Consider the following 17,027-nt stretch of genomic DNA (forward strand, 5'->3'; position numbering starts at 1 on the left):
TAAGCTATGAACAGAGAAATATATATAACTGGACACAAAAATCCAGATACGGACTCAATTGTATCTGCTATTGCCTATTCAAAGCTAAAGCAAAAAAGAAATGGCCTAAATGCGATTCCTGTTAGACTGGGAGAAATCAACAGTGAGACCCAGTTTGTACTAGATTATTTTAAGGTAGAGAAGCCTAGATATATGGACACTATAAAGCCTAGGGTAGGGGATTTGGACATGGATCCAGCCTTTTATGCTTCTCCAGAGATTTCTCTAGCAAAAGCAATTAGGCTCATTCAGTCAAATCACAACAACAATATTGCTGTAGTAGATGATTCAAACAATCTAGTTGGAGTAGTAAGCCTTTCAAATATTACAGCCTGCTACTTGGACGTTTGGGATGATGCAATAATTAAAAATTCAAATACTCCTCTTGAAAACATAGTGGAAACTTTGTCGGGGGAACTGCTGTATACACCAGAAGTCATACGTCCATTTGGCTTTATGCATGTATACGCTATGACTCCTCAAAAAGCAGAGGAATTCATAAGTGAAGGAGATATAGTAATAGTAGGAGACCGCTCAGATGCTCAGCTAGATGCAATAAACAGAAATGTCTCTGTGCTAATTCTAACTGGAGGCTGTGAGATTGAGCCGGGTATACTATCTGAAGCCGAGAAGCGAAATATTGTGGTGCTAAGAACCAATTTCAATAGCTTTATGGCAGCTAGACTTCTTCCGCAATCAGTACCTATAAGCTATGTAATGACTACTGAAAACATTGTGACCTTCGATTTGGATGATTTTGTGGAGGATGTTCAGAAAATCATGGGAGAAACTAGGTACAGAAGCTATCCAGTAATAGATGAAACAGGACATGTTGCTGGAAATATTTCGAGATTTCACCTTATCTCAAATCCTCAAAAAGAGCTGATACTAGTAGACCATAACGAAAAAAACCAATCTATACCAGGGATAGACTATGCAAGAATTACAGAAATAATAGACCATCATAGAATAGCAAACATAACTACAGGACATCCTGTGTTTTTTAGAAATGAAACAGTAGGAAGTACGTCTACTATCATTGCTAAAATGTATATAGAGCAAGGGATAAGACCAGAGCAATCAATCGCAGGAATCCTAAGCGCCGCTATTATATCTGATACTCTTATGCTCAGAAGCCCTACAGCTACTGAGCTAGATAGACAAATGCTAGAAAGAATGTCAAAAATAGCAGGAATAGATATAGAAACCTTTGCAAAAGAGATGTTTAGAGCAGGGACCTCATTAGAAGAAAAAGAGCCAGTGGATTTATTAAGAGGAGATGTAAAAGAGTTTATAATAAGTGGCAAGAGAGTAAGAATAGCACAGGTTATGACTATGGACTTAGATAGTCTAGAGGGCATCAGGCTCGCTCTTATTGAAAAAATGACTGAGCTTAGACTTGCTGGTGGAGAAGACGATTTTGTCCTTGTGCTTACTGACATACTAAAGGAAACTTCAAAATTCATAGTAGTAGGACCAGATGCAGAAAGCATAGCTAGAAGCTTTGATGCTGAGCTGGTTGACAGTACCTTCTTAGCACCTGGAGTACTATCTAGAAAGAAACAAGTAGTACCAAAGATAACTCAAGCTTTAGAAAAATAATCAAAGTGGAGGGAAACTATGGGAGATTCAAAGTTTTGTACGAATTGTGGAGCAAAAACTCAGCCAGAAGATGTATTTTGTGAAAGCTGTGGACAAAAATTAGAAGCTGATGATTACGAAAATAAGTCAGAAGTAAAGGAAGAAAAAAGTCCATACCAAAAACAAGAAGATAGCATTGTACCACCTGCTAGGCAAGCAGCTAGAGAACCTTTTAGGGAGCCTTTCCCAGATAGACCAAAGAAAAAAGGAAACTCAGGAGTAATAGCAGTAGTAGCGCTTCTAGTAATAGTAATTTTTGGTGGAGGCTACTGGTTTTTTTCGCAAAAAGGGGAAAATGATAATATAGCAGACCAGCCAAATCAAAATGCAGACTCTTCAAATCAAAATTCGCAGGCTTCAAATGAGGGAACTGGAGAAACCCAGCAAACCGAGCCTACATCGTCTCAGCTAGATTTGACAAAGGCTAGGACCTATTTATCTACACCAGGCTATAAATCTACATTCTTTGTAAACTATCCAGATGGAATGGCAGGTGTAGTGGAGAGATTTAGCGGAAGAGGACCAAATGCAAATGAAGGAGTAATCGTTTCAGAGGTCGAAGTAGTAAGAGAAAATGGAGAGGACTACGGATATGGGTTTCATTATGTGACTCGCCAAGATGGAAGCTATTACATTTTGGATTCCACACCATTTGAAATCTATCCTCATCTTAAGGATGATTTATCCATAGGAAAGACGTGGAGCTATAAGGATGAAGTGTTCGGCGATATTGTTTGGACTGTTATGGATATGGGAGTGGACTTGGATTTAGGCTTTGAAAAATTCAGCAACTGCCTTGTAGTAAAAGAAGACAATCAAGCAGCTGGGTTTGTAACAATTGCTTACTACGCTCCAGGTAGTGGAATGATTTACTCTACTGATGCAAGTGGAAACAACGATTACTACAAGATGACTGCAAAAGAGCAAATAGGAACAGAGCAAGCAGAAAGTCAAATAGTTAAATGGTGTCCTAATTATTTAGAAATTAAAGACGATAGGACTCAGTAGTTTAGTAATTTTGATAGTAAAATTTGAGTTAGATTAAGGGGGAAACGCTATGGTAGGATTGATAGTTTTGGGACTTATAGTAGTTGGAGTTGTAGGCTTTGTTATTCAGATTTACAACAATTTGGTTCAATTAAGACAAAGGGTTAAAAACGCTTGGTCTCAAGTGGATGTACAGCTAAAAAGAAGATATGATTTGATTCCAAACCTTGTAAATACAGTAAAAGGCTATGCTGAGCATGAAAAAACAACACTAGAAAATGTAACAAAAGCTAGAACAATGGCTATGAATGCAGGGACTGTTCAAGAACAGACTCAAGCAGAAAACATGCTAACAGGGGCTCTTCGCTCTTTATTTGCTGTAGCTGAAGCATATCCAGACCTAAAAGCAAACACAAATTTCTTACAGCTGCAAGCAGAGCTAAGCGATACAGAAAGCAAAATCGCTTTTTCACGCCAGTTCTATAATGATACAGTTCAAAAATTCAATACAAGCATAGAGGTATTCCCAAATAGCCTTATAGCTGGAAACATGGGCTTTACTCCTGCTGATTATTTTACACTTCAGGATGAACCAGAAGCTAGAGAAACAGTAAAGGTGGAATTTTAGGAAGGAGAATTTGCTATGGACAAAAGCTTTTCCTCGTATAGCCTAAAATTAAATAAAGTAATAATAATCTTGACTATAGTATTGATGGTTTTTATACCTAATCAAGCGTTTGCTGATAGAAGCCTAAGTATGAGAAGTCTATACATTGATGCCCAGCTCTTGCCTGATGCTTCAATGAGAGTAACAGAAAAAATAACTGTGGAATTTAATGAGCAGTGGAATGGATTTTATGTCAAAATTCCAGAAGGAACTACGCCTATTGTAGATGTGTCGGTCAGTGAAAGTGGCCAGCCCTATACCTATAATCCAAGCACTGAATATGGTCCACCAGGAACCTTCCTCACTAAAAAAGAAGGAAGTGACATCCTCATAGACTGGAGCATAGATGCCTACGACCAGACGAGAACCTTTGAGCTTTCCTATACTGTGGTAAATGCTGTAAAAATTCACAATGACGTTGCAGAGCTATATAGAAAATTTGTAGGTGATGCAAATGGCAATAAGATAAACGATGTGCAGGTTAATCTTAGCCTCCCATCTGGTGCAGAAAGCTATATTCAAGGTCAAGATATTAGGATTTGGGGACATGGCCCCTTAGATGGGGTTGTAGAATTTACTCAAAATAATGGAGTGACTTGGAAAACTAGCAATCTATCTCCCTACACATTTGTAGAAGGAAGAGTAGTAATGCCTACAGCACTTTTTTCTGATGCGCCTAGAGAAGCCTACACAAACCAAATGGCCTTAGGGAGTATATTGTCAGAAGAGCAAGCAAATGCAGACAAAGCCAATAAAGAAAGACAAAAGGCTAGATTTGAGCTAGGCGGAGCTGCAGGAATAATAGCAGCTGCTATAGGGGCTCTTATATATTTATGGGGAAGATTCGGAAGAAAATATAGATTAAACTTTGAAGGTGACTACTATAGAGACCTTCCAGCAGACTATAGCCCAGCTGAACTAAGTATACTTTGGAATTACAAAAAAATGAAGCCAGAGGATATAACAGCGACTATTTTGGATCTAGCAAGAAGAAAATTTCTATACCTAGAAGAAGATAAAGTAGAAGTAAAAAAACTCATAGGAACCAAGGAAGTCACAACCTACAAGCTTACATTTATGCCAGAACCAGAACCTGGAAGCTTTAAGAATCCAGAAGATGCTGTACTCAAAAGGCATGAGCAAAAATTGCTTGACTACCTAAAAAACGATATAGGTGGAAGACAGCCTTTTATTCATCTTACAGAAATAGAGGATTATGCTAAAAAATATGGAGAAGAGTTCTATAAATTCTGGCAAAGCTGGACAGAGGATATAGAAATTGCTACAGCAAAATATAGTTTCTTTGATGAAAACAAAGCCCTATATAAATATTCTGCAATCGGTGGAATTTTGCTAATTGCACTTGGTATTTTTACTATCTTTAAAATGCTTGCGATTGGGATAGCTTTAGTCGTATCAGGGCTTATGATATTGCTAGTACCTCAGCTATTTAGAAGACGCTCTCCAAATGGTCAGGACGACTACGTAAAATGGAAAGCATTTAAAAAATTTCTAGAGCATTTTTCTGAAATGCAAAAACATGAAATCCCAAGCCTTATAATTTGGGAACATTACCTTGTGTATGCAGTTACTCTAGGGGTTGCAAAGGAAGTAATAAAACAATTAGAGCTGGTATTTCCTAATATGACAGATGGAGACTATCGCTTTGGTTACGGCTGGATGAATTACTCATCCTACGGAAGCTTTAGAGCATTTAACGATTCATTTGATATGGTAGGAAATTCAATAGACAAAGCATTTTCATCAGCCCAAAAAGCTGTCAGCAAATCATCCTCAGGAGGAGGCTCAGGAGGAGGTTTCTCAGGTGGTGGTGGAGGCGGCGGTGGCGGTGGAAGCTACGGTGGCCGTTAGTATTTAGCCGAAGTGTAAATACAGTAATATATTAGAAAGTAAGTTTAAATATAGAACATATATAAAAATGCCCCGTCTATGAAAAAATCAATCATAAATAGGGCATTTTTAAAGTTTATATTAAATTATTCTAGATTTTTTCTTGCTGGATTTTTTTAGTTTTGTTTTTACAAACTCTGCTTCTTTCTTTTGAGTTAAATAGCTTTTCCATCTCTTTTGAGAGAGAGTTCCATTTTCTAGTGCTAATAAAATCTGGCATCCAGGCTCGCTTTTATGACTACAATTAGAAAAACGACAATCACAGATTAGCTCCTCGATATCAGCAAAAGCTTCACCTATAGCCTCATCAGCATCCCACAGCCCTAGCTCCCTCATACCAGGAGTATCGATAATCATAGCACCTGAATTTAATTTCACTAGTTGTCTATGAGTAGTGGTGTGACGGCCTCTATCATCATAAAGCCGAATATCATTTACAAGCATTATTTCTTCATTTGCTAGAGTATTTACTAAAGATGATTTTCCAACTCCAGACATTCCAAGAAAAACTACAGTAATACCAGGACAAAGATATTTTGCCACCTCAGCTACCCCAGCACCAGTCTGACTACTCACAGCAATTACATCTAAATCATTTGATAAAGCCTTGACCTTTTCTATTTTATCTTCGTAGTCAGGGCATAAATCTGATTTAGTTAGGATAACCACAGGAGTTGCTCCACTTTGATATGCCTGAGTAAGATACCTTGAAATTCTATTTGCATTAAAATCTTGATTTAATGAAGACATTATAAATACATAGTCGAAATTTGCAGCGACTACTTGCTCTAATACTGTTTTAGCATGTCTAGGATTATGTCCAGATAAATCCGTGCGTGAAAACTTAGATTTTCTAGGTAAAAGCTTTACAATTTTAGATTCTCCTATAGGATTATAGATTAAGTGTACAAAATCACCTACAGCAGGATAATCTTCTCTATTATTTAAATTTTTAAGAAATGAGCCTTTTAGTTTTGCACTTACTTCTCCATGTGCACAAATTGCTTTATAAAGTTCTCTGTGAACTTCAATTATTCGAGCTGGGATTATATCATCAGCTGTTTTACTATCCACTGCTTTAAAACCATAGTCTTTTAAATCTACCATCTTACCTCCTAGTTTTTTTGCCTTAGCTATAGGCGTAAAAACTACTTAACTAAGGCAAATTCTAAATAAAAACCACCAAATTATTAGTAAATTTCTTCATAGTAAAACATCCCCTTTCGTATATAAGTCTCGCAAACCATATAGCAATAAAAGATTGATATATGAGTTAGGGAACCCTTGGTGTATTTATAATAAAAAGACTAATATAGTCAAATTGATATTACCATAATAAGGAAATCTAATCAATATATCCTACAGCACTTGTGTATGATAAAATGGTAATAATATACAGTATAAAATAATTAAATAAGGGGAGATTATATATGGATATAGAGATTAAATTAGGCTATGATTCTCCTAAGAAAGTGCTAGCAATATTTTCTGAGTATATGGAAATGCTCATAGCAGGGGATAGCACATTCAAAAAATATTTGGAAATTCAAAATTACGATGATGAAATTAAAGACCTAGAGAAAAAATATGGGTTACCTAGAGCAAGACTATATCTTGCATATGTAGATGGGAAAGTGGCGGGTTGCATAGCACTAAAGGAGATAGACAGTGAAACCTGCGAAGTCAAAAGGCTCTATGTTAGACCTGAATTTAGAGGACTGAAGCTTGGAAATTTATTAATCCAGAAAATTATTGATGATGCAAAAGAAATAGGCTACAAAGCAATGCTATTAGACACGCTTCCGTTTTTAAAAAGTGCAATTGTGCTTTATAAAAATTTTGGATTTTATGAAATACCTAGCTACAATAATAATCCTATGGACACGTTGATTTATATGAAGCTAGACCTGTAATGATTGTGAAAAACTAGGGAGGAGACATCGATGAAGCTAACAGTTTTAGTAGATAACAACACATTTATAGATAAGTATTATCTAGGCGAACCTGCCGTTAGCTACTATATAGAAGATGAAGAAATTAGCCTTCTCTTTGATACGGGTTATTCGGATATATTTATTTCTAATTCAAAGCTTCTAAATATAGATTTAGAAAAACTGACTCATTTAGCTTTATCTCACGGTCACAACGACCACACGAGAGGATTTATGTATCTTAAAGATAAGTATGATTTATCTCAGGTGGAAGTCATTGCTCATCCAGATTGCTTTTATCCAAAATACTATGATGAAGAATCTATAGGCTCAGAAATATCTCTAGAGCAGATAGAAAATATATCTAAACTAAAGCTTTCTAAAGAGCCATATGAAATAAGTGAGAGCTTAATTTTCTTAGGAGAAATACCTCAGTATGTAGCTTTCGAGCCAAGAATACCAATTGGTAAAACTATAATAAATGGCAAAGCTTATATTGACACTTTGCTCGATGATACGGCAATAGTATATAAAGCGAAATCTGGGCTGTTCATTATTACAGGATGCTCTCATAGCGGTATTTGCAATATAATTGAGCATGCTAAAAAAGTATGTAGCTCAGACAAAATCCTAGGTGTAATAGGTGGATTTCATATGTTTGACTGCGATGAAAGACTAGATGCTACCGTTGATTACTTAAAAAATGAGAATATATCTATGCTATACCCAGGTCACTGCATATCCTTTCAAGCTAAGGCCAAAATGAATAATGCTTTGAAGGTGCATGATGTAGGGGTAGGGCTTACAATTGAATTAAAGTAAATTTCCACACTTGTTGCAGTAGATAGCATCTGCAACATGATCTTCAGAAAAACAATTTGGGCAGGTCGCAAGTTTGACTGCCTTTTTTGATGCATTATTCATTTCGCTTGTGATTATACCTGTTGGAACGGCTATTATTCCGTATGCAACAATCATTAAAACGCTTGAAATAAGCTTGCCTAAAGGAGTTTGAGGAGAAATATCTCCGTAGCCCACAGTGCTTACTGTTACTATAGCCCAATATATTGACTCGGGGATGTTGTTAAATCCATTTTGTGGGCCTTCGACTATGTACATAATAGCACCAGTGAAGATTACAATGAATATAATAGTAAATAGAAAAACAGTTATCTTTGGCCTGCTAGCTCGTAAGGCTCTAATTAGTGTTCCAGACTCCTCTACATATCTCATCATCTTGAAAACTCTAAACAGCCTGAGTAATCTAAATACCCTTATGACCATTAAAAATCTTGCTGCAGGAATAAAGAAGCTGATATAAGCAGGGAGTATTGAAAACAAATCAACAAGTCCGTAAAAGCTAAAGGCATAACCTTTGGAATCTTTAACAACATAAAGTCTTAAAATATACTCTATGCTAAAAATAATTACAAAAAACCATTCGAAGAAAGAAAAAATATTGCGATACGGGTAGAATAAACCATCTACACTTTCAAATATAATTAATAAAGTGCTCAAGGTGATGGATAAAATTAGGAAGATGTCATAAGCTCTTCCTTGTTTTGTTTCGGTTTTAAATATTATTTGGTAAAGTCTATTTTTCAGTGCATCGCTCATAAATGCCACTTCCCTTGTAAAGTTATTATTAGTTTCATTATACAGAATAAAAAATGAAAACAAAAACTATAATTGCTTTTAAAAAATCCGAATACATTTTATCTATACAAAAATGAATATTCTGATTATAATTTATATGAACATTAATAAAGAGATAATAATTGGGTGAGGGAGGACTTTCTTTATGAGAAAATATGTTATGTTTGCATAGCACTGGCTATTGCAACGTTTAAATATACTTGTCATAGCCATTGCTATTCCTAAAAAACTATAACTTTAGGAGGCAAACATGGGCTATATTAAAGCAGAAGAGATTCTGCCAAATGAAATAATAGAATTAATTCAAAAATATGTGGATGGGAAAAACATCTATATTCCTAGAAAATCAGATAGTAGGCAAGAATGGGGAGCTAAAACAGAAACAAGAAGAGAGCTTAATCTACGTAATAACGATATATACAAGGATTATTTAGCAGGCATGAAAATTACTGATTTAGCTTGCAAATACTATCTTTCAGAAAAAAGCATACAAAGAATAATAAGAAATCTAAGAACATAATAGGTGAGCTGGTACTTAAGGTATCGGCTCATCTTTTTTTATAATTGTTTATGAGGTACCTATATAGAGGGCTATGGTGATAAACTTATTTTGAAATACAGTAAAACGATAATTAAGAAAAGGAGAAAGCATTTATGACTACGCCTATATACTTTGCATAGCGCAGCTATTGCAAATAAAACATAATATGTAATAGCTTTGCGCATCCGTTAATACTAATTAATAGGAGATGCAAAATGAGCTATCTAAGACAACTAAATTACAAAATTATTCCAAATGAATCCTTTGCTATCATTCACAACTGCTCAGGATGCAGTAGCAAATCCCGCTATATAAACACCAATAGATTCAGGGTAAATGCAAATGGAAACAAGCTAGATGTTTGGCTTATATATCAGTGTGAAAAATGTAAGCACACCTATAATATATCCATATATGAAAGACAAAAAGTAAGTAAGATTTCTCAAACTGAGTATCAGCTGTTTATTGAAAATGACATGGATTTGGCCATGGATTTTGGAAGAAGCATGCAATTTTTTACTAGAAACAAATTAGAAATAGAATCAGACTCAATAAGCTATAGCTTTTTTGATGAGCGAGAGGAAGAATTAAAAGCAGACATTGAGATTATGGATCATTCCTCAATTACTTTATCCAATCCATATGGACTCAAGCTACGCCCTGAAAAGCTAGCATCTGATTTGCTAAAATGTAGTAGAAGCCAAATAAAAAAGATGCTAGAAAATCAAAATTTAATTATTAATCAAAGCAATAAAAGTATACAAATCCAAATTAATAAATCAGAAAGCCTTTCAGGTTAACAGAGTTGGACTTTAAGTTCAGCTCTTTTTTCTTATGTACAATTATTTTTTGTCGCTATGTGAAGCGAAGTTATTAGTTCAGCATAAATCATTAATAAAAATTTAATTCAAAAGTATATTGACAAATATTTCCTTACAGTTTATTATTAAACCAACGGTCGGTTTATTAATTGAAATAAGGAGTGATTAGCTTGCCTAGACCAAATACTAATTTTGAAAGCAAAAAGCAAGAGCTTATAGAAATAGCCTTTGAACTATTTATGAAGAAAGGATATGAAGACACTACAATCACAGATATTTTAAAAGCGGCAATGATATCAAAAGGAGCAATGTACCATTATTTTGATAAGAAGGAAGATATTTTAGATGCTGTTATAAACTACATTATAGCTCTAGATGAAAAACGCTATGAGCCGATTTTAAAAGACACTAATATAAGCGCAATTGGAAAAATAATTAAGATGCTTAAATCCTCAGATTCAGATGTTCCAAAGGAAATAAGGGTCGCAAGAGAGCAGCTGTCAAAACGCTCAATATCGATTTTTGATTATAGGTCTAGGGAACTTAGCAACAAAAGAACAGCTGAGGTACTGGCAAAAATTATAGCTGATGGAGTGGCTTCTGGTGAACTAAAAACAGCTTATCCAAAAGAAACAGCTCAGCTTATTATCAGCTCAGCAAATAATATACACGAAAATGCAATTGAAAATCCTACTCCAGAAAATATAAAAAAGCAGGTGGACTATTTCATTTGGGTTTTGAGCACAGGACTAGGAATTGAGCAAGAGCAGATAGAAGAATTAAAGAATTTAGTGGTGAGCCAATTAAAATAATAGCTTAGAAAAGCAGTAAAAGAGAGGATATAAATTATGAAAACTATAAAAAAATATGCACTAATAATCCTAATAATTCAGCTGATACTATCTTTGACCTATCCATCTCATGCATTAGAACCAAAACAATATACTCCGTCTGGGATTGAGCTAGGCAGTCTAGAGCTTAGAGTTGATGAGCTAATGAATAAATACGTAGGTAAATCTACTCCTGGAGCAGCAGTGGCTGTAATTAAAAACGGAAAAATAGTACTTTCAAAAGGATACGGGTATGCAGATATTGCAACAAAAAAGCCAGTTACTAAGGATACTGTATTTGAGTATGGCTCAGTGAGCAAGCTATTTGTTTGGACCTCTGTGATGCAGCTAGTAGAGCAAGGAAAGATAGACTTAGATGAAGATATAAAGACCTATTTGCCAGATGATTTTTACAAGGAGCTAAAGCTTAGATATCCTATTACGCTTAGAAATATAATGAATCATTCAAGTGGATTTGGAGAGTACCCATATGATTTAATCGCCTTAGAAGATTCTAATGATGACATGAGCTTAAAAGACGCACTTCTTCTAGCTCATCCCAAACAATATTTTGAGCCAGGAACTGCAAGTGTATATTCAAACTATGCAACTGCTCTGGCAGCTTACATAGTTGAAACAGTATCTGGGGAAGAGTATTACAAATATCAAAAAAATCATATATTTGACCCTCTTAGTATGAGTGCTATAGCAGGGGAAAGAAGCTGGAAAGACAATCCAGATATTCTTATAAATAAGGCTAAAGGCTATTCAAAAACAGATGAAGATACTTTCAAGGATTCTGGATGGTCATATGTAGGAATGTACCCTGCAGGCTCAGTAATAGGAACGGCAGAAGAATTAGCTTTATTTGCATCTGAGCTCATGCCATTGAATCAAAATAAAACAAAGCTATTTAAAAGCAATGCTACTATAAATGATATGCTGTCACCTAGCTACGAGCCTGGCTTTTCAGGTACAGCTCATGGCTTCTTTGAGTTTGATTATCCTGAAAAAAAGGCTTTTGGTCATGGAGGAAATACAGCTTCATTTTCAGCGCAGGTTGCGTTTACTCCAGAAGACTCCTTTGGCTTTGCAGTCCTCACAAATGTAAGTGGAGAATCTAATATTACACTTGAGCTTCAAAGCATGCTACTAGGAAGCAGTAAAGTAGAGCCTATTGAGGATATAAATTATATTGATGCTCATAAATTAGAAGGAAATTACGTGAGTATGCGCCGCCCAGAAGGCACCCCATCAGAATTTATTTCTTACTTAGCACTGGGAAAAGTTGAAGCAGTAGACAACAATAAAATAAATTTTAATATTAGAGATATGTCAGGAACTTATATTCAGACTTCACCAGGGAAATTCTCTTTAACTGAAAACTCACATGCTTTTTTCAAAGTGATAATGCCTGAGATGACATTTAGACTAGATGACGAAGGAAATCCTAAGCAGATTTTGGTAGGAAAAGGCTTTGATATGTCAATACTGCCTTCAAATAGAACTATTCCAATGTTAATTGGAAGCTTAGCAAGCTTTGTAATCTATCTTTTATTTTTAGTTGTTGGCATTATTTCCATAATAAGGTTAAGGATTAAAAGCAAACGCACTAATGCAGATGAACCTAAACCTGTTTATAAACCTAGAGCAATTCTTACAGCTATTGGGAGTATATTATTTGCAAACAACATAGTTTTGATAGCTACTATAATTACAAATCCATTTATTAAATACAGCTCAATCAAGCCAATTATTATTTTAAACTATGTAATAACATTGCTTGCTATAGGATTTATAGTATTGGGAATTTCAAAATGGAAAAGCATTGTAAGTAAATCTGAAAAAATCTGGTTTTCCTCAACAGCAGTAATAGTAATGTCGCTTATCAGCCTCCTTATAAATTGGAAATTCTATGCTTTATTTTAATTATGATAGAAAGATTGCCTATAGAAGAAAACTCTTAGTATTATGCTGAGAGTTTTTTGCTTTTAAGAAAGATATTCTAGGGTAAATGTTAATATACGGGAAGATTAATTAGGTAGCTTAAAATAGAGAAAGGAGGCAGTATATGAAATGGAAGGGAAGAGCTAAAAGCTCTAATGTTGAGGATAGAAGAGGAAGAGGCGTAGGAGGAGCTGCTATTGGCGGCTTGGGAGGCTTTGGCATCATCATAATGATTATCTATGCATTACTAGGAGGAAATCCTGGAGACATAATGCAAAGCATAGATTCTGGTCAAACTCAAAATGTGCCTTATGAAGCTACTCAGGAAGAGGAAGAGCTTGCTGAATTTGTGTCAGTTGTTTTAGCCGACACTGAGGTGGTATGGAATGATATCTTTGCTGATTTGGGCAAAGAATACAAGGAACCAAAGCTCGTTCTTTTTACTGGTAGCGTACAGTCAGCCTGCGGAGTAGCAGGAGCATCAACAGGGCCGTTTTACTGTCCAGGAGACAAAAATGTTTATATTGACCTTAGCTTTTACAACGAACTAAAGACCCAGTTCAAAGCTCCAGGGGACTTTGCTATGGCCTATGTAATAGCTCATGAGGTGGGTCATCATATTCAAAATGAGCTTGGAATAATAGCTCAGATGGATGAAATTAGAGGAAAAGTGAGTAAGGAAGAGTACAACAAATACAATGTAAGGCTAGAACTGCAAGCAGATTATTTAGCAGGAGTTTGGGCTAACCATGTTCAGGGACAAAATCTTTTAGAAGAAGGAGATTTAGAAGAAGCATTGACTGCAGCAAGCGCTGTAGGAGACGATAGAATACAGATGCAATCTCAAGGCTACGTAGTTCCAGATAGCTTTACTCACGGAACATCAGAGCAAAGAAAACGATGGTTTTATAAAGGCTATGAAGCAGGAGATTTAAGCCAGTGGGATACCTTTGGTGCAAATGAACTATAATAGAAAAAGGAGAGATAGTAAAATGAAAAAAGTAATGATATTAATTGAGAACCTTTTTGATGAGCAAGAGCTAATTTATCCATATCATAGACTAAGAGAAGATTTTGAAGTCGTATTAGTAGGTAGTAAAAAAGATGAAGCATATAAGTCAAAAGCTGGCTTTAGTCTAAAATCAGATTTAGCCTCTGAAGAAGTCAATCTGGAGGAGTATGAGGCTCTTTTTATACCAGGAGGATTTTCGCCGGATTATATGAGAAGAACAGAGGCAACAGTAAATCTAGTAAAAATGTTCATAAAAACTGGCAAGCCTGTAGCTGCGATATGCCATGGACCATGGATGCTAGCGTCTGCAGATGCTATAAAAGATAAAGAAGTAACTAGCTTTTTCTCCATAAAGGACGATATGATTCATGCTGGTGGAATATGGGTTGATAAGGAAGTAGTTGTATCAGATAATATTTTGACCTCTAGAAATCCAGGGGATTTGCCAGCACTTATGAAAAAATTTGTTGAAATGATTTGATAAGAGATTATTTTTATAAAGATGGATTAAGAATCGCAAACTTTAATTATATTAATAAAAACCGGCTTATTTTGATTTAGTAAAAGTCAAAATGAGCCGGTTTTTATTTTTATATAGTAGAGCCTAATGTTTTTTTCTTCATATCATAGCCTAGTTCATAGTAATGATTGTTATTAAAATCAAAATTTTTTATCACATCTAATCCAAGCTTTCTTGTATGAGCTTCGTAAGAGCGAGGATTGATATGATTTATAAAGGTAATCATAATAGGATATCTTTTTTCCATCTGCTGCCTAGAAAACTCGAATAAATTAGCAAGCACCTCGGTTCCTCTATAGGCTTTGTCTATGCATATAGGTCCGTATTGATAAGAATTTTCTTTGCTAAGAACTTCTCCCAAATAAGTCGTACTAGGCAAATCCTCTATCATAAATTGGAACAAAGGCCACTTTGACCAAAACTCCCACGACGCCGCCATCGCATATCCTACAATGCCTAATGAGTCGCAAGCGATGGCAAGTCCATTTTCTTTTTCTATTATTTCCTTAAACTGATCATGTGTAAATAAGGTAGTGACAAACCCATCCTTCTTATCCTTTTCATCAATAGTGGATACGTGGTATTTCTGCTGGAGCCTTGCAACTGCTTCGATATCATCAATAGTAGCATTTCTGTAAATCATAAGGTGCATCTCCCTTCGCGTATGAAAATTAAATATACATAATACCTTATAATAATTATACTTTAAAACTAAATGAAAAATAGAGATTTATTAAAATTAGATTATAAAAAAGCTTTTGATAAATAGTGAAGAATAAAATGGATACATGACATTTAAATTAAAACATAAATGCATAAAACAATAATTACGTATTTTAGCTAAAATTAAATTACCTATAGTTCGGATTAATACGAACTATAGGTAATAAAAAATTGAAAAATATATGAAAAAACACTTGATTTATTATTATATATCCTTTAAAATTAAATCATGAATATTAAAAGACGAATAATAAAGTAAAAAAGCCTGATATAATCCGGTAATATGGTCCGGAGTTTCTACAAAAAGCCGTAAACTTTTTACTATTGGGTGAGGGTAACAAATGGAGCAAGGTGGGCTCTCATGTTCATCATCATTCAAAATTCAGGAGGTATGAAATGGATATTGCAAATCAGGCACCAAAAGGCTTCTTAGAAAGAACCTTTAAGCTGTCAGAGCACAACACAGATGTAAAAACAGAAGTACTAGCAGGTATCACAACATTTATGACTATGGCGTACATATTGGTAGTAAACCCTATGATTCTTGCTGATGCAGGAATGGATAAAGGGGCAGTATTCGTAGCTACAGCACTTGCAGCAGCTATTGCGACCTTTGTTATGGGATTCTTGGCAAACTACCCTTTTGCACTAGCTCCAGGAATGGGACTAAATGCATTCTTTGCTTATACTGTTGTACTTGGTATGGGTTATACTTGGCAATTTGCACTTATGGCAGTATTTATTGAAGGTATTATCTTTATTATCTTAACATTCTTTAACGTCAGAGAAAAAATTATAGATGCCATACCGCTAGGACTTAAAAACGCAGTTAGTGCTGGTATCGGATTATTCATCGCATTTATAGGACTTGCAAATGTAGGAATAGTACAGGCCGGTGGAGCTATTCTTTCAGTAGGAAATCTTCGTGAGCCGCTTATAGTACTTAGTTTATTCGGACTTTTAGTAACAGCTGGACTTCTTTCTAGAAATATTAAAGGAGCTTTCCTAATAGGAATGCTAGTTACTACAGTAATAGGTATGGTTACAGGACTTGTTGCTCTTCCTTCAGGACTTGCATCTGCTCCTCCATCACTTAAGCCTATATTCGGAGCTTTCCTTCAAGCTGACAAAGCTCAGATATTTGGACCAGAAATGGCTATCATCGTATTTACTTTCTTATTCGTAGATTTATTTGATACAGTAGGATGCCTAGTAGGTCTTGCAGCAAAAACTGACATGCTAGACGAAAATGGCAAGCTTCCTAAAGCTAAGCAAGCTCTATTTGCAGATGCAATAGGAACTACAGTAGGAGCTGTACTTGGAACTTCAACTGTAACTACATTTGTAGAGAGTGCTTCAGGAATGTCTGAAGGCGGAAGAACAGGACTTACGGCTGTCGTTACCGGAATGCTTTTCTTAGCTTCATTATTATTTTCACCTATCTTCATAGCGATTCCATCTCAAGCTACTGCACCAGTACTTATTCTGGTTGGGGTAATGATGGCATCATCTATGCTGAAAATAGATTTCCACGATATGACAGAGGCTATTCCGGCTTTCTTAACTATCGTAATGATGCCTCTTGCATACTCAATAGCTGAAGGTATCTTGTTTGGAGTAGTATCATTTGCTATCATCAAGCTGATTGCTGGCAAAGGAAAATCTGTAACACCTGCCCTTTATGTACTGGCACTATTGTTCATAGCAAAAGTAATACTAGCAGGCTAAACTAATTAAATACAAAATCCCACCTGATTCTCGAGGTGGGCTTTTTTTCACAAAAAATCTATGAAAATTAACT

16 protein-coding genes and 1 riboswitch are annotated in these 17,027 nt (G+C 35.4%); of the genes, 13 read left to right on the forward strand and 3 right to left on the reverse strand.

Annotation, left to right across the window (positions count from 1 at the left end; translation table 11 throughout):
• Positions 1 to 6 precede the first annotated feature (6 nt).
• From B5X47_RS05325 to B5X47_RS05340, 4 genes are read left to right on the forward strand one after another with little or no spacing between them, the layout of a single operon-like run.
• Positions 7 to 1,641 (forward strand): putative manganese-dependent inorganic diphosphatase, encoded by a 1,635-nt coding sequence (locus tag B5X47_RS05325; RefSeq protein WP_079589157.1) that lies wholly within the window; start codon positions 7 to 9, stop codon positions 1,639 to 1,641.
• 18 nt (positions 1,642 to 1,659) lie between these two features.
• Positions 1,660 to 2,688, forward strand: a complete 1,029-nt coding sequence (locus B5X47_RS05330) for a zinc-ribbon domain-containing protein (RefSeq protein ID WP_079589158.1) — start codon at positions 1,660 to 1,662, stop codon at positions 2,686 to 2,688.
• A 49-nt stretch (positions 2,689 to 2,737) separates the two neighbouring features.
• Entirely contained in the window at positions 2,738 to 3,295 is a 558-nt protein-coding gene (locus tag B5X47_RS05335; RefSeq protein ID WP_079589159.1) for a LemA family protein, read from the forward strand.
• 15 nt (positions 3,296 to 3,310) lie between these two features.
• Positions 3,311 to 5,206: a DUF2207 domain-containing protein gene (locus tag B5X47_RS05340; RefSeq protein WP_079589160.1), complete on the forward strand. Its 1,896-nt coding sequence runs from the start codon at positions 3,311 to 3,313 to the stop codon at positions 5,204 to 5,206.
• A 120-nt stretch (positions 5,207 to 5,326) separates the two neighbouring features.
• Here B5X47_RS05340 and rsgA read toward each other — a convergent pair whose 3' ends face one another.
• Entirely contained in the window at positions 5,327 to 6,352 is a 1,026-nt protein-coding gene (gene rsgA, locus B5X47_RS05345) for a ribosome small subunit-dependent GTPase A (protein WP_079589161.1), read from the reverse strand.
• Between the two features lie 323 nt (positions 6,353 to 6,675).
• Between rsgA and B5X47_RS05350 the strand changes: the two genes are divergently transcribed.
• The gene (locus tag B5X47_RS05350) at positions 6,676 to 7,158 is read left to right on the forward strand and encodes a GNAT family N-acetyltransferase (protein ID WP_079589162.1); all 483 of its coding nucleotides are present in this window, start codon (positions 6,676 to 6,678) and stop codon (positions 7,156 to 7,158) included.
• A gap of 30 nt (positions 7,159 to 7,188) precedes the next feature.
• Positions 7,189 to 7,998 carry an MBL fold metallo-hydrolase gene (locus B5X47_RS05355; protein WP_079589163.1) on the forward strand — a complete coding sequence of 270 codons (810 nt, stop codon included), beginning with the start codon at positions 7,189 to 7,191 and terminating at the stop codon, positions 7,996 to 7,998.
• On the opposite strand, the gene B5X47_RS05360 is transcribed toward B5X47_RS05355, so the two are convergent.
• The gene (locus tag B5X47_RS05360; RefSeq protein ID WP_079589164.1) at positions 7,990 to 8,793 is read right to left on the reverse strand and encodes an ion transporter; all 804 of its coding nucleotides are present in this window, start codon (positions 8,791 to 8,793) and stop codon (positions 7,990 to 7,992) included. The two genes, B5X47_RS05355 and B5X47_RS05360, sit on opposite strands and share 9 nt — an antisense overlap.
• Positions 8,794 to 9,082: 289 nt before the next feature.
• Between B5X47_RS05360 and B5X47_RS05365 the strand changes: the two genes are divergently transcribed.
• The 6 genes from B5X47_RS05365 to B5X47_RS05390 all read left to right on the forward strand — a co-directional run bounded on the left by B5X47_RS05365 (position 9,083) and on the right by B5X47_RS05390 (position 14,464).
• Entirely contained in the window at positions 9,083 to 9,352 is a 270-nt protein-coding gene (locus B5X47_RS05365) for a CD3324 family protein (protein WP_079589165.1), read from the forward strand.
• Between the two features lie 236 nt (positions 9,353 to 9,588).
• On the forward strand, positions 9,589 to 10,173 hold the full coding sequence (locus B5X47_RS05370; RefSeq protein WP_079589166.1) for a DUF1062 domain-containing protein: 585 nt from the start codon (positions 9,589 to 9,591) through the stop codon (positions 10,171 to 10,173).
• A gap of 191 nt (positions 10,174 to 10,364) precedes the next feature.
• The gene (locus B5X47_RS05375) at positions 10,365 to 11,006 is read left to right on the forward strand and encodes a TetR/AcrR family transcriptional regulator (RefSeq protein ID WP_079589167.1); all 642 of its coding nucleotides are present in this window, start codon (positions 10,365 to 10,367) and stop codon (positions 11,004 to 11,006) included.
• A 36-nt stretch (positions 11,007 to 11,042) separates the two neighbouring features.
• A complete protein-coding gene (locus B5X47_RS05380; protein ID WP_079589168.1) occupies positions 11,043 to 12,953 on the forward strand; it encodes a serine hydrolase domain-containing protein in 1,911 nt (636 codons plus the stop codon).
• 142 nt (positions 12,954 to 13,095) lie between these two features.
• Positions 13,096 to 13,941: a KPN_02809 family neutral zinc metallopeptidase gene (gene ypfJ / locus B5X47_RS05385; protein ID WP_079589169.1), complete on the forward strand. Its 846-nt coding sequence runs from the start codon at positions 13,096 to 13,098 to the stop codon at positions 13,939 to 13,941.
• 22 nt (positions 13,942 to 13,963) lie between these two features.
• Entirely contained in the window at positions 13,964 to 14,464 is a 501-nt protein-coding gene (locus B5X47_RS05390) for a type 1 glutamine amidotransferase domain-containing protein (RefSeq protein ID WP_079589331.1), read from the forward strand.
• 109 nt (positions 14,465 to 14,573) lie between these two features.
• Here the strand turns inward: B5X47_RS05390 and B5X47_RS05395 are convergent, their stop codons facing one another.
• On the reverse strand, positions 14,574 to 15,146 hold the full coding sequence (locus tag B5X47_RS05395; RefSeq protein WP_079589170.1) for a GNAT family N-acetyltransferase: 573 nt from the start codon (positions 15,144 to 15,146) through the stop codon (positions 14,574 to 14,576).
• A 326-nt stretch (positions 15,147 to 15,472) separates the two neighbouring features.
• A riboswitch (purine riboswitch) is annotated at positions 15,473 to 15,570 on the forward strand.
• A gap of 52 nt (positions 15,571 to 15,622) precedes the next feature.
• Between B5X47_RS05395 and B5X47_RS05400 the strand changes: the two genes are divergently transcribed.
• Positions 15,623 to 16,954, forward strand: coding sequence for an NCS2 family permease (locus B5X47_RS05400; protein ID WP_079589171.1), 1,332 nt, complete (start codon positions 15,623 to 15,625; stop codon positions 16,952 to 16,954).
• The last annotated feature ends 73 nt before the right edge of the window (positions 16,955 to 17,027 follow it).

The sequence above is a fragment of the Acetoanaerobium noterae genome (assembly GCF_900168025.1).
GTDB classification, from domain to species: Bacteria; Bacillota; Clostridia; order Peptostreptococcales; family Filifactoraceae; genus Acetoanaerobium; species Acetoanaerobium noterae.

Bases quoted from the DNA above. Each gene is read 5' to 3' on its own strand.
- B5X47_RS05325 (WP_079589157.1), top strand. From the start codon at position 7: ATGAACAGAGAAATATATATAACTGGACACAAAAATCCAGATACGGAC.
- B5X47_RS05400 (WP_079589171.1), top strand. From the start codon at position 15,623: ATGGATATTGCAAATCAGGCACCAAAAGGCTTCTTAGAAAGAACCTTT.
- ypfJ (WP_079589169.1), top strand. From the start codon at position 13,096: ATGAAATGGAAGGGAAGAGCTAAAAGCTCTAATGTTGAGGATAGAAGA.
- B5X47_RS05395 (WP_079589170.1), bottom strand. From the start codon at position 15,146: ATGATTTACAGAAATGCTACTATTGATGATATCGAAGCAGTTGCAAGG.
- B5X47_RS05340 (WP_079589160.1), top strand. From the start codon at position 3,311: ATGGACAAAAGCTTTTCCTCGTATAGCCTAAAATTAAATAAAGTAATA.
- B5X47_RS05330 (WP_079589158.1), top strand. From the start codon at position 1,660: ATGGGAGATTCAAAGTTTTGTACGAATTGTGGAGCAAAAACTCAGCCA.
- rsgA (WP_079589161.1), bottom strand. From the start codon at position 6,352: ATGGTAGATTTAAAAGACTATGGTTTTAAAGCAGTGGATAGTAAAACA.
- B5X47_RS05390 (WP_079589331.1), top strand. From the start codon at position 13,964: ATGAAAAAAGTAATGATATTAATTGAGAACCTTTTTGATGAGCAAGAG.
- B5X47_RS05380 (WP_079589168.1), top strand. From the start codon at position 11,043: ATGAAAACTATAAAAAAATATGCACTAATAATCCTAATAATTCAGCTG.
- B5X47_RS05360 (WP_079589164.1), bottom strand. From the start codon at position 8,793: ATGAGCGATGCACTGAAAAATAGACTTTACCAAATAATATTTAAAACC.
- B5X47_RS05355 (WP_079589163.1), top strand. From the start codon at position 7,189: ATGAAGCTAACAGTTTTAGTAGATAACAACACATTTATAGATAAGTAT.
- B5X47_RS05370 (WP_079589166.1), top strand. From the start codon at position 9,589: ATGAGCTATCTAAGACAACTAAATTACAAAATTATTCCAAATGAATCC.
- B5X47_RS05350 (WP_079589162.1), top strand. From the start codon at position 6,676: ATGGATATAGAGATTAAATTAGGCTATGATTCTCCTAAGAAAGTGCTA.
- B5X47_RS05335 (WP_079589159.1), top strand. From the start codon at position 2,738: ATGGTAGGATTGATAGTTTTGGGACTTATAGTAGTTGGAGTTGTAGGC.
- B5X47_RS05365 (WP_079589165.1), top strand. From the start codon at position 9,083: ATGGGCTATATTAAAGCAGAAGAGATTCTGCCAAATGAAATAATAGAA.